We start from the raw sequence: 12,503 nt of genomic DNA on the forward strand, positions 1-12,503 counted from the left end.
TTGAGCTTGTCGGCCAGCGGTTCCAGGATCTTGAAGCTTTCCGACGAACCCATGCCGCGACCGCCGGAGACGATGATCTTGGCGGCGGTCAGTTCAGGGCGATCCGACTTCGCCACTTCGCGCGAGACGAAGCTGGACTTGCCGAAGTCGGCGACGGCCGTCAGCGATTCGACTGCGGCGCTGCCACCTGTTGCTGCTGCATCGAAGCCGGTCGTGCGTACCGTGATGACCTTGATGGCGTCGGTCGATTGCACGGTGGCGATCGCATTGCCGGCGTAGATCGGACGCTCGAACGTATCAGGGCTGTCGACCCTGGTGATTTCGGAAATCTGCGCCACGTCCAGCTTGGCGGCCACGCGCGGCAGGATGTTCTTACCGTAGGCGGTGGCCGGGGCCAGGATGTGAGTGTAGTCCCTGGCGATGGCCAGCGCTTGCTCGGCAACGTTCTCGGCGAGGCCGTCGGCGAATTGCGGCGCGTCGGCCAGCAGGACCTTTGTTACGCCAGTAATCTGGGCTGCGGCATCAGCAGCTGCTTTCGCGTTATGACCTGCCACGAGGACGTGGACGTCGCCGCCGGCCGCTTTTTGCGTTTGTACGGCGGCGGTGATGGTGTTCAGTGTGCTGCCTTTCAGGCTGGCATTATCGTGTTCTGCAATGACAAGTGCGGTCATGTTGTCTCTTCCTTAAATGACTTTGGCTTCGTTTCTGAGCTTGGCCACCAAGGTGGCGACGTCAGGCACCTTCACGCCTGCGCTGCGCTTGGCCGGCTCGGCGACCTTGAGCGTCTTGACGCGCGGGGCGACGTCCACGCCCAGGTCTTCCGGCTTGACGATGTCCAGGGTCTTCTTCTTGGCCTTCATGATATTGGGCAACGTGACGTAGCGCGGTTCGTTCAGGCGCAGGTCGGTGGTGACGATGGCGGGCAAGGTCAGCGACAGGGTTTCGAGGCCGCCGTCGACTTCGCGCGTCACGGAAACTTTGCCGTCTTCGACCACAACCTTGGAAGCAAAGGTCGCCTGCGGCCAGCCCAGCAGCGCCGCCAGCATCTGGCCGGTCTGGTTGGAATCGTCGTCGATGGCTTGCTTGCCGAGGATGATCAGTTGCGGTTGCTCCTTGTCTGCCAGCGCCTTGAGCAGCTTGGCCACGGCCAGCGGTTGCAGGTCGAGGTCGGCCGGTGTTTCCACCAGGATGCCGCGGTCGGCGCCGATGGCCATCGCAGTGCGCAGGGTTTCCTGGCATTGCGTCACGCCGCAGGAGACGGCGATGACTTCGGTGACCTTGCCGGCCTCCTTCAGACGCGTGGCTTCTTCCACTGCAATCTCGTCGAAGGGGTTCATCGACATCTTGACGTTGGCGATGTCCACACCGCTACCGTCGGATTTGACGCGTACTTTGACGTTGTAATCTACTACCCGCTTGACGGGGACTAATACTTTCATCGCCTGGTCCTTGGAAAAATCGAATTGACGTAAACGTTAACTGAACGGTGATTATAAAAGCAAAAGTGCGGCAAAAGCCGGACATCGTTTAAATTTAGCACGATCGTTCTTTTTAATGTGTGAAGCATACACATTAAATCGCCACAGCGAAAGTCCCCGGACGGGCTTTTTTGGAAAGGATTTTTGACAGAGTTTCCGGACGTCACCACGCCCGGATTCTGCAGAGAAAATTACACCGCCAGATGGGCCGGTTGTGCGCCGCGCAAACCGGCAATCAGATTATCGACTGCGAGTTCCGCCATCGCACGGCGCGTTTCATGCGTGGCCGAACCGATATGCGGCAAGGCCACGACATTCGGCAATTGCAGCAAAGGAGAGTCGACCGGCAACGGTTCCTGCTCGAAGACGTCGAGTCCGGCACCGTAAATGGTCTTGCGTTGCAGCGCGTCGATCAGCGCCGACTCGTCGACGATGCGTCCGCGCGAGGCATTGATGAAGATGGCGCCCGGCTTCATCAGTCCAAATTCGCGTGCACCGATGGTGCGCTCAGTCTGTGCCGTCAGCGGCAGCATCGGGCAAACGAAGTCCGCCTGCTGAAACAGCTCGTCGCGCGACACATAAGTCGCCGCCAGCAACGCCTCCGCCTCGGGATTGGGTCGCGTATTGTGATATACGATCTTCATGCCGAAACCATGATGCGCCCGCCGCGCCACCGCGCTGCCGATGCGGCCCATGCCAAGCATGCCAAGCGTCTTGCCGTGCACGTTGACGCCGAACAGCGATTCACCGATGCTGCCCTTCCATTTGCCGGCCTTGACGAATTCCGCCAACTCCACCACGCGGCGCGCGCTGGCAAGGATCAGCGAAAAGATGGCATCTGCCGTCGCCTCGTTCAGCACGCCCGGCGTATGCGCCAGCATCAGCCCGCGCTTGCGGAAATAATCGAGGTCGAAGTTGTCGACACCGACCGACACCGTCGAGACGATCTTCAGCAACGGCGCCGCTTCAAGCATGTCGTTGCCGATCGGCAGACTGGCGCCGAGCATGCCTTGCGCCGTCGCCAGCGCCGCCAGGAACTGCGCACGGTTGCCGGCGTTGACCGCTTCGAAATACGTTACCTCGAATTCATCGCGCAGACGCTGCAGCAGATCGTCCGGCAACTTCTTGTAAACGACTACATGTTGTTTCATTGGAGGTTCCCGGACGAGATCAGGCGGAAGCGGCGTCGAGCTGCGCGCGGGTTGGCAGGCCTTCCATGTCGCCCACCACCTGGATTGCAAAAGCGCCGATGCGGTTGCCGCGCATGACGGCCTCTGTCATGGACAAGCCTTCCAGAAAACCGCTGATCACGCCGACCGCGAAGCCGTCGCCGGCGCCGACCGTATCGACCACTTCCCTGACCGCGACGCCCGCCACGATGCCTTCGTCGTCGGCATTGCGGAAATAGGCGCCGTCGGCGCCCAGCTTGATGATTACCTGCTTGACGCCGCGCTCCAGATAGAACGCGGCGATATCGCGCGGTTCGCTACGGCCGGTCAGGATCTTGCCTTCGCTCAGGCCCGGCAACACCCAGTCGGCCTTGAATGCCAACTCGTTGAGTTTCTGCGCCATCACTTCCTGCGACGGCCACAGCATCGGCCGCAGATTCGGATCGAAGGAAATCGTCTTGCCGCGCGCCCGCATGAAATCCAGTGCGTGGTGCGCAAAAGCCATCGTGCTCGGCGACAAGGCCGCGGCAATACCGGTGGCGTGCAAATGACGCGCGCCGCCGAAATAGGCCTCGTCGAAATCGACCTGCGACAGATGGCTGGCAGCCGAACCCTTGCGGTAATACTCGATGGCCGGATCGGCGCCATCCACGGCCTTCGCCTTGAGCTGGATCGCGGTGCGGAATTCCTTGTCGATGGCCACCTGACTGACGTCGACGCCTTCCTGGGCAACGCGCTTGCAAATGAAACGGCCGAAGGAATCGTTGCCGACGCGGCTGACCCAGCCGACCTTCAGGCCCAGGCGCGCCAGACCGATGGCGACATTGGTTTCGGCGCCGGCGAGGCGGCGCGTGTATTTTTCAACATCCGCGAAATCGCCGACTTCGTCCGCGACAAACAACGCCAGTGCTTCGCCGTACGTGACGACGTCCAGTTGTGGTTGCATTACTCGTTCTCTCTGATGGTGTGCGGAAGATGATCCGCCTAGGCTGACGCCAGCATCGCCACGTAATTGCGGGTCGCCGCTTCCAGGTCCTTGCCGATGATCGGGAATTCGATCGCGCGCTGCACGCCGCGCGGGAAATGGGAAAACAGGCGGCGCCAGACAGCGTCGTCTTCGTCGAGCGGGATCGCCTTGAGTTTGCCCTTGTCGCTCCACACCCCCTTGCAGTGCACGTATTGCACGTGCGCCGCCAGCGTGCGGGCCGCCACTTCGGCATCGACGCCGCTCCAGCGCCAGTTGCCCATGTCGAAGGTCATGCCGACCGGGACGCCGGTGCCGGAACAAACCGCCAGGAAATTGGCGATAGATTCCAGTTTCCCGCCATGTTCGGTCTGGTCGTTTTCGAGAAGTAACGGCACCGGCGCCTGCGCAACAAACCGCGACCAGTCCAGCATGTTGCTGGCCGGCGAAAAATGTCCCAGCGACACCTTCAAAAAACGCGACTGCAGCTGTTGCGCCTCGCCCATCACCTGATCGAGCTCATCGCGCGCCAGCGAACCGTCCTTGCGGAACAATTCGATCGGCGCCGAATACACCGAGAACAGCTTGTGCTTCATCAGAAGCCCATGCAACTCGTCGAAATCAGGCAATTCGACGAACAATTCCCGGCGGATTTCCAGGCCGGCAGCACCGGCCGCGGCCACGATCGGGATCAGGTGCGCATGCCCGACCTGGCGCACGAAATCTGCGCCGTAGGCCGAGGCCGCGACCAGTACCGGGGTCTTCATTTGATGTTGCCGGCGCCGACGAACTGGCGCGCTTCCGGCGTTTGCGGATCGGAGAAAAATTCCTTCGACGGACGCGCTTCCCACACCTTGCCCTGATGCATGAACACGGTGAGATCGGCGACGCGCCGGGCGAATTCCATTTCGTGCGTGACGAGCAACATAGTCATCCCTCCCCTTGCGAGTTCTTCCATGACTTTCAGCACTTCCTGCGTCAACTCCGGATCCAGCGCCGAGGTCACTTCATCGAACAGCATGACCTGCGGTTCCATCGCCAGCGAACGGGCAATCGCCACGCGCTGTTGCTGACCGCCCGACAATTGTTCCGGATAAGCGTCGCGCTTGTGATCGAGGCCGACCTGCTTCAGGACCTTGATCGCGGTTTCACGCGCTTTTTCGGTCGCCACTTTCTTGACGATGCGCGGCGACAGCATGACGTTCTCCTCCACGGTCAGATGCGGGAACAGGTTGTAGTGCTGGAACACCATCCCGACATCCTTGCGCAACTCGATCAGGTGCTCATGCTTGGCGGTGAGCTTGTGACCGGCGACATTGATGCTACCACCATCAATCGTCTCCAGGCCATTGATGCAACGCAGCATGGTGCTTTTACCCGAACCGCTGCGGCCGATGACCGCAATCACCTGTCCGCGCTCGACGGACAGCGATATCCCATTCAAGACCTGGTTGCTGCCAAAGCTCTTGGTGATGTTCTCGATCTCAACGATGGGCATGGAATTTCCTTTCTAGGGCAAAACTGAAACGCGACAGCGGATAGCAAAAGATGAAATAGATCGCGGCGACAATCGGGAAAACGAGGAAAGGCTGGAACGTCGCGTTGCTGACGAGCTTGCCCGCCTGCGTCAACTCGACCAGACCGATGATGGAGGCAATCGAGGTGTTCTTGACGATCTGCACCAGGAAACCGACCGTCGGCGGCAGCGAAATACGCACCGCCTGCGGCAAGATCACGTAGCGCAGCTGCTGCCAGCGCGTCATCGCCAATGCGGTCGATGCTTCCCACTGCGGCACCGGCACGGCTTCGATACAGCCGCGCCAGATTTCGCCGAGGTAGGCGCTGGTGTAAATCGTCATGGCGATCGTCGCTGCCACCATCGGCGGCAGCTTGAAGCCGTAGATCGCCAGTCCGTAGAACGACAGGAACAGGATGATCAGCACCGGCGTGCCCTGGATGATCTGGATATACACCGCCGACAAGGTGCGCAGGATCTGCAGATGCGAAGTACGCATCAGCGCGACCACAAAACCGGCGGCGCCGCCGGCGACGAACGCCAGCACCGACAACAGCACGGTCCAGCGTGCAGCTTCCCACAGGAAGATGAACTGGTCCCAGGAAAATTCGGCAATCATCGGTTCCCCCTTGGCCGCGCTACGCCAAGACGGCGGCGGCGTTTGAACACAACCAGACCGATGAGCCAGAAACTGAGGCGGAACAGCAGCGCCAGCAGAATATAGAGTCCCATCACGATCAGGTAAATTTCGAAGCTGCGGAAGGTTTCCGCATCAAGCAGGTTGGCGCTCGCGGTCAGCTCTTCGGCGGAGATCGCCGACACCACGCTGGACGCCAGCATCATCAGCGTGAACTGGCTTGCCAATGCCGGATAGACCTTCTCCAGCGCCGGCGTCAGCACCACGTGGCGGATCACCTGCCAGCGCGTCATCGCCAGGGCTTGCGCCGCTTCGATCTGCGAAGGGTGGACCGCCATCATGCCGGCGCGCACGATCTCGGTCGAATACGCGCCGAGATTGACCGTCATCGCCACCAGTGCGGCGACGTTGGCATCGACCTGCACACCCGCAGCGGGCAAGCCGAAAAAGATAATGAACAACTGCACCAGGAAAGGCGTGCTGCGGATCAGCTCCACATAGGATGTGACCGCAAAGCGGGCCGGCGCCGAACCGTGAATGCTCACGATCGCTCCGAAGATACCCACTGCCAAACCGCAGATCATCGATAGCGCACTGAGCCGGATGGTGAGCAAGGCTCCCCACAACAGCTGGTCCATGTGCTGAAAGATGAACGCAAACTGAAAATCATAAGACATCGTCTACTCCTTGCCGATTCGCAGGGCGGATGCGATTGCACGTCCGCCTTGCCAAACCCCTGTACTCAGGGATCAACCCAACGCAAACCTGTCTGCGATCCGTAGCGAGAGGCCATCAGCCGGTGGCGGCCGGAGCGGAGCTCAGTTGAAACCCTTGGAACGTACTTTAGTACGTGAGGATTCCGAGCACCGCCCGACGCCGGATCATGGCCTCGCAGTAGGATCCCAGGCAGGTTTTAGAAAACTGGGAGGTTCGGCAATGGCGAGCCCGACCACTTGCGCGAGATCGCATCCAGTTCGCCGTTCAGCTTGACGTAGTAGATGAAGTTATTGAGCCATTGCTGCAGGTCGAAAGCACCCTTGCGCACGGTCATCGAGTTCGGTTGCACCGAGTAAGGGAACTTGATGTCGATCTTGCCGGCGCCGCGGGTCTTCACGATTTCGGTCGCCATGGTGTTCGGGATCGAGATCGCATCGACCTGACCGCTCAACAGAGCCTGTGTCACGGTGGAGTCATCTTCAAAACGGACCAGCACGGTGCCGGCAGGAGCCAGGCGAGTCAGCGCCGTGTCGTTGGTGCTGCCGCGCGAAACGCCGACCTTCTTCTTGACCAGGTCGTTCAGGTTCTTGAACTTGGAAGCGACCGGACCGACGATGGATAATTCGAAACCGCTGTAAGGAATCGTGAACATCACCGACTTGGCGCGCTCAGGCGTCGGCGCCAGGGTGGCGGCCAGGAAGTCGACCTTGCCGGATTCCAGCGCAGGAATGCGTGCGGGCGGCACCAGCGGAACGATTTCCACCGGCAGGCCGAGGTATTTGCCGATCAGGTTGGCGACGTCGACGTCGTAACCGATCGGTTCGCCCTTGGCGTCAACGCTGCCGAACGGCGGTGTGCCGCTGACGACGCCGATGGTGACCTTGCCCTTCTTGATCAGGTCGGCCACGGTTTGTGCGCTGGCGCTGGCTGCTGCGCCGACTGCACAGGTAGCGGCCAGGGTCAGCGCGATGAATTTGGTGCTCAACAGATTCTTGATGCTCATGGTGTAGTCTCCTTTTCGTCATCCCCTGCCCTGGATAAGGGAGCCGGATGAACGTCCTCGTTATAGGCTTGCGCCCGCTGTAGTACGACTGTCTACGTCTTTCTTTACCGCTCTTTTTGTTGCTTTTTTTGTTGCTTTCTTCTGAGCAGTGATGCATCACCGTGCATTTGTTTTCTCTGGTATCGGTTCCAGAATTCTTACAAAATCATGTCTTTCGCTTGCGTGCTCGAGCCGCGTGGAATCAGGCGGCCGTCCAGCAAAATCTCGCGGCGCGGTGCGCTTTCGCCGTTGATGCGCGCCAGCAGCCGTTCAATCGCCGCAAAGCCGATGTCGTAGGTCGGCTGCTCGATAGTGCTGATGCCGCTGCCCACCAGCGGCGACCACGATAATTCATCGAAACACAGCAGGCCGATGTCTTCCGGGAAGCGCAGCTTCATGCTTTGCAGCGCCAGCGCAATTTGCAGCGACACCATGCCGTTGCCCGCCAGAATTGCCACTTTGCCAGCGCTGTTCCGGCTGCGCCGGCGCTTCAGAAAATCATCCAGCGTGGTCGCCACGTGGCCCGGCTGGTCGATGTGCACTTCCAGCGTCTCGCCATGGCAGTCCGGCCGCGTCGACATCGCCTGCAGGAAACCCGCCTGCCGCCCCTGGCGCGAACTGACGCCGTGCAAAGGCTGCACCACCAGACCAATATCGCTGTAGCCGCCGGCCAGCAAGTGTTCCGTCGCCATGCGCGCCGCACCGACATTGTCCAGGCCGACCAGGTCGAAATCGCAACCTTCCACGCGGCGGTCCAGCAGCACCACCGGAAACGCCGCCTGCCCCAACTCCTTCAACGGCGTCACATTGCGCCCCTGCGTGTTGAACAGCAGGCCTTCCACGCTATAGGAATGCAGGGCCGCCAGCGATTGCTTCTCGCGCTTTTCATCGTTGCCGGTATTGCACAGCATCAGCGTGTAGCCATGTTCCTGGCAAGCCGCTTCGGCGCCATGCAGCACGGCCACCGAATAGGGGTTCAGGATGTCCGCTACCAGCATCCCGATCAGCTTGGTGCGCCCGCCCTTGAGGCCGCGCGCCATCTGGCTGGGCTGATAACCGAGCCGGGCGATCGTGCTGCGAATCTGTTCGCGCAGGCGCTCCGACAGGGCGTCAAGCTCGCCGCCGAGATACCGGGAAATACTTGTCTTCGACACACCCGCCTCGCGTGCGACCTGGGCAATCGTGACTTTGCCAGCACCAGCGCTGCGCGTGTGTTGCATATAGGATTTTTGTCTCACTCTACCTGCCAAATCGTTGATTGTTATCTATCGATACATCGATTGATTTGTACTACGGATTCCCAGGTTTCTTTTTTATGATGAATCTTTGGAACCGGTTCCAAAGATAACAGTGAGAATTTTGTTTGGCAAACTATTTCACATGAAAAATTTGATCAAGAAAGATGAAACGGAGCGCGGAATTTCCCGGAGGAAAAATTACGCGTTATCGCCATTGGCATCCGCAACGGCTTCCCGGCACAGCGCCAATGACGATCGACTTCTGCATTTTCAATGCGCCTCCGTCACTACGAATATTCTCCGGATTGGTTTGCTGCATCGCCACATGAAGCGATACAATAGATGGAAATAGTTCTCATTAACAAAACCTCCATTTCGCTCCCATGTCCTTCAAACGCACTCGTGCCGCCCTCCTCGGCCTGGCCACCATCGCACCATCAATCCTGCTGGCGCAAACCACCGACTCGACCACGTCCACCACGCCCCTCTCGTCCACCGCTGCCGCAGAGACGAACCAGCTGCCTGCCGTGACCGTGAGCGCCGACGCCGATGCGGAAACCCGCTACACCGCCGCAAAAATGCAGGTCAACAAATCGTCCGTGCCGCTGTCGCAGACGCCGCAATCGATTTCAGTGGTGCCGCGCGCCGTGCTCGACAGTCAGCAGGCCGTGACGCTTGCGGATGCGCTCAAGAATGCGCCCGGCGTGGTATCCGGCCAATACGGCCGGCGCGGCTGGGATGATCTGATCATCCGCGGCCAGGTGGCGTCCGACTCGCTGTACCTGGACGGATTGCGCACGGCCGCCTCCAATCGCGTCGCGGAGCAGTTGTTCGGCCTGGAACAAGTTGAAGTGGTGAAGGGACCGGGTTCGCTGCTGTACGGACTGGTGTTGCCGGGCGGCCTGGTCAACATGGTCAGCAAACGCCCGCAAGGCTACGACTTCGCCAACGCAGACGTCACGGTCGGTAGCCATGACTTCCGCCAGGCGACGATTGACCTGAACAAGTCTCTGTCGGAAAACGGCAAACAAGCCTTCCGCATCAACGGCCTGATCTCCAATTCCAACGACGCCACCGACTACGTCTGGTTCAAGAACCGCTACATCGCGCCGTCGCTGTCACTGGATCTCGGCGCGCGCACCGACTTCACCATCCTGACCAGCTTCCAGGAACGCGGCTATATCCGCCAGCAAGGCCTGCCGCTGTCGGGATCGATCAACCGCAACGTCAACGGCAGCATCCCGCGCAGCCGCTTCACAGGCGAACCCGCAGCGCGGCCGTACAACGCCACCGAAACCCGCCTGGGCTATTCGCTGACACACCGCTTCGATGACGGCTGGACGCTGAACAACAACCTGCGCTGGCAACAGTTTGCGATGAGCGGACAGCTGGTCGCCAATACCGCCGTCACCGGCACGACGCTGACCCGCACCGGCACCGACCAGACCTTCAACGGCGAAACCTTCACGATGGACACCAACTTGCAGCGCAGCTTCAATACGGCGGTCGGCAAACACCAGGTCACCCTCGGCTCGGACTATCTGAACACGCGTGAAGACGTGCGCTCGTTCAACTGCACCGTGGCTTCCCTGAACGTCTACAACCCGGTCTACGGCGCACGCATAGCCTGTCCTGCCACGCCGAACACCAACACCTCGACCACCGTGCGCGATCTGGGAATCTACCTGCGCGACCAGATCCAGTTCGGCGATCGCTGGCAACTGCTGGCAGGCCTGCGTCGCGATAATACATCCACCTATTCGGATAACCTCGGGACCAAAAAACACACGGACAATCCCGCCGGCGCCAACACCGGCTCGCTGGCGCTGATGGTTGAAGTGCTGCGCGGCGTGCGTCCGTACGTGAGTTATTCAACCTCGTTCTATCCCAACTCCGGCACCGATGCGGGCGGCAATACCTTCAAACCGGAGACGGGCAAACAGCTGGAAGCCGGCGTCAAGGTAGAACTGGATCAGGGCCGCACCAACCTGAACGTAGCCGTATTCGACCTGCGCCGCCGCAACGTGTTGCAGACCGACCCGACCAACACCACCTTCAAGATCGCCGTGGGCGAGCAGCATTCGCAAGGTGGCGAGATCGGCATCACCAGCGATTTCCAGAACGGCGTCAGCCTGATGGCAGGCTATTCCTATACCTCGGCCGTGATCAGCGACGACGGCGGACAAAAAGTCACGACCGTCGGCCAATGGCTGGACAATGTGCCGCGCCACAACTTCAACACCAGCGCGCGCTACCGCTTCAAGGGCGAACTGACCGGCTGGGAGCTCAATGGCGGCGTGCACGGCCAGAGCCGTCAGCGCACCAACGGTTACTCCCTGCCGGGCTACGTGCTGACCGACGTCGGCGTCGCCTACAATGCCGCGCACTGGCGCACCGCCTTGAACGTCAAGAACATCTTCAATACGCAGTACTACGCCGGCGGGCTGGCCAACGCCGTTGCGCTCGGCGACGACCGCGTCGTGATGCTGACGCTGGGATATCGCTACTGATCCAGGTTACGGAACGCAAAAAAGGCCGTCCTAATGGACGGCCTTTTCATTTGCGATGGCATTGTTGCGCGAGCGTTTTCCCTACTGACCCACCACCTGCAACTCGGCGCCATGCTTCTTCACCGCCGTCAGGACGATCTCGCTCAGTTCGGAACCGCCCTCCTGCTCCACGTGCGCCAGCAAGGCGCGGCGCATGCGCGGTTCCCAGAACCGCTTGATGTGCGTGGCCAGGTCTTTTTCCGCCTGCACGCGATCCGGCATGGTCGAGAAAAAAGTACCGATCTGGTTGGCCATCTTGATGAGGTGCGGAAGGTTCATGATGTGGTCTCGATTCTGTTAAGTGTTGCCGTCGGTCAGATCAGGCGATGCGGTCCGGCGTAGATGACATGTCCTTGCCGCCGCACGAAGCCGATCAGCGTGACGTCGGTTTCCTTCGCCAGCCGGATCGCCAGCGCGGTCGGCGCCGAAATCGCAGCGATGAAGCCGATGCCGACGGTGGCCGCCTTCTGCACCATTTCATAACTGGCGCGGCTGGTGATGATCACGGCGCCCGCCGAAAAATCCTGCTTGTCTTCCGCCAATGCACCGATCAGTTTGTCGAGCGCATTGTGGCGGCCGACGTCTTCACGCACCAGCTTGATCTTGCCGTCACGGCCCAGCCATGCCGCCGCGTGGGTGGCGCCGGTCTGCTGCTGCAATTCCTGCCGCGCCTGCATGGCGTCCAGCGCCGCGTGCAGCGTGTCGGCCGAAAACTGCAGCGCACCGGCCTGCACCGCCGCCGGATGGCGCACCGCCTGCTCCAGCGTCTCCGCCCCGCACAAGCCGCAGCCGGTGCGGCCGGTCAGATTACGGCGCTTTTCCTTCAGCGCGATGAAGCGTTCGGTGGCCACGTTCATCTGTACCTGGATGCCTTCGGCGCCCTGCACGATCTCGCAATCGTAGAGCTCGCCCGGATCAGCCAGGATGCCTTCGGTCAATGAAAAGCCCAGCGCAAAATCCTCAAGATCCGCCGGCGTCGCCATCATCACGGCATGCGAAATGCCGTTGTACTCCAGCGCGATCGGCACTTCTTCGGCGACCACGTCGGTGACGACTTCACGTTGCCCGTCGCGCCACTTTTCCACCTCGACCTTGGCCGCTGTAGCAAATTCAGCGGCGGCAGAAACATCATCAGGCGACGGGAGGGGACATGCATTCATTGACTGCTTCTTTCTTCATTCGTTGTTTCGTTG

At 60.5% G+C, this 12,503-nt stretch carries 13 protein-coding genes; 1 reads left to right on the plus strand and 12 read right to left on the minus strand.

The window, feature by feature from the left end:
• The 10 genes from DXT88_RS17585 to DXT88_RS17630 all read right to left on the minus strand — a co-directional run.
• Positions 1–671: electron transfer flavoprotein subunit alpha/FixB family protein (locus DXT88_RS17585; RefSeq protein ID WP_265215371.1), on the minus strand; the 671-nt coding region annotated here is incomplete at its 3' end.
• A gap of 12 nt (positions 672–683) precedes the next feature.
• The gene (locus tag DXT88_RS17590; protein WP_265215373.1) at positions 684–1,439 is read right to left on the minus strand and encodes an electron transfer flavoprotein subunit beta/FixA family protein; all 756 of its coding nucleotides are present in this window, start codon (positions 1,437–1,439) and stop codon (positions 684–686) included.
• 230 nt (positions 1,440–1,669) lie between these two features.
• Entirely contained in the window at positions 1,670–2,629 is a 960-nt protein-coding gene (locus tag DXT88_RS17595; protein WP_265215374.1) for a 2-hydroxyacid dehydrogenase, read from the minus strand.
• Between the two features lie 19 nt (positions 2,630–2,648).
• The gene (locus tag DXT88_RS17600) at positions 2,649–3,593 is read right to left on the minus strand and encodes a sugar kinase (protein WP_265215376.1); all 945 of its coding nucleotides are present in this window, start codon (positions 3,591–3,593) and stop codon (positions 2,649–2,651) included.
• A gap of 38 nt (positions 3,594–3,631) precedes the next feature.
• A complete protein-coding gene (locus DXT88_RS17605) occupies positions 3,632–4,378 on the minus strand; it encodes a sugar phosphate isomerase/epimerase family protein (RefSeq protein WP_265215378.1) in 747 nt (248 codons plus the stop codon).
• Positions 4,375–5,109: an amino acid ABC transporter ATP-binding protein gene (locus tag DXT88_RS17610; RefSeq protein ID WP_016832037.1), complete on the minus strand. Its 735-nt coding sequence runs from the start codon at positions 5,107–5,109 to the stop codon at positions 4,375–4,377. Before DXT88_RS17610 ends, DXT88_RS17605 begins: the two co-directional genes overlap by 4 nt.
• Positions 5,096–5,746 carry an amino acid ABC transporter permease gene (locus tag DXT88_RS17615; RefSeq protein ID WP_265215381.1) on the minus strand — a complete coding sequence of 217 codons (651 nt, stop codon included), beginning with the start codon at positions 5,744–5,746 and terminating at the stop codon, positions 5,096–5,098. Before DXT88_RS17615 ends, DXT88_RS17610 begins: the two co-directional genes overlap by 14 nt.
• Positions 5,743–6,441, minus strand: a complete 699-nt coding sequence (locus DXT88_RS17620) for an amino acid ABC transporter permease (protein ID WP_016832033.1) — start codon at positions 6,439–6,441, stop codon at positions 5,743–5,745. Before DXT88_RS17620 ends, DXT88_RS17615 begins: the two co-directional genes overlap by 4 nt.
• Before the next feature lie 236 nt (positions 6,442–6,677).
• Positions 6,678–7,484: a transporter substrate-binding domain-containing protein gene (locus DXT88_RS17625; protein WP_265215383.1), complete on the minus strand. Its 807-nt coding sequence runs from the start codon at positions 7,482–7,484 to the stop codon at positions 6,678–6,680.
• A gap of 197 nt (positions 7,485–7,681) precedes the next feature.
• Complete coding sequence (locus DXT88_RS17630; protein WP_016832031.1) at positions 7,682–8,743, minus strand: LacI family DNA-binding transcriptional regulator; 1,062 nt, start codon at positions 8,741–8,743, stop codon at positions 7,682–7,684.
• A gap of 401 nt (positions 8,744–9,144) precedes the next feature.
• Between DXT88_RS17630 and DXT88_RS17635 the strand changes: the two genes are divergently transcribed.
• A complete protein-coding gene (locus tag DXT88_RS17635) occupies positions 9,145–11,271 on the plus strand; it encodes a TonB-dependent siderophore receptor (protein WP_265215387.1) in 2,127 nt (708 codons plus the stop codon).
• Positions 11,272–11,352: 81 nt separating this feature from the next.
• On the opposite strand, the gene DXT88_RS17640 is transcribed toward DXT88_RS17635, so the two are convergent.
• Positions 11,353–11,589 (minus strand): formate dehydrogenase subunit delta, encoded by a 237-nt coding sequence (locus tag DXT88_RS17640; RefSeq protein ID WP_265215389.1) that lies wholly within the window; start codon positions 11,587–11,589, stop codon positions 11,353–11,355.
• Between the two features lie 35 nt (positions 11,590–11,624).
• The gene (gene fdhD / locus DXT88_RS17645; RefSeq protein ID WP_265215391.1) at positions 11,625–12,470 is read right to left on the minus strand and encodes a formate dehydrogenase accessory sulfurtransferase FdhD; all 846 of its coding nucleotides are present in this window, start codon (positions 12,468–12,470) and stop codon (positions 11,625–11,627) included.
• Between the last annotated feature and the right edge of the window lie 33 nt (positions 12,471–12,503).

Origin of the sequence: Herbaspirillum lusitanum, assembly GCF_026127345.1 — a bacterium.
Taxonomy (GTDB): Bacteria; Pseudomonadota; Gammaproteobacteria; order Burkholderiales; family Burkholderiaceae_D; genus Herbaspirillum; species Herbaspirillum lusitanum.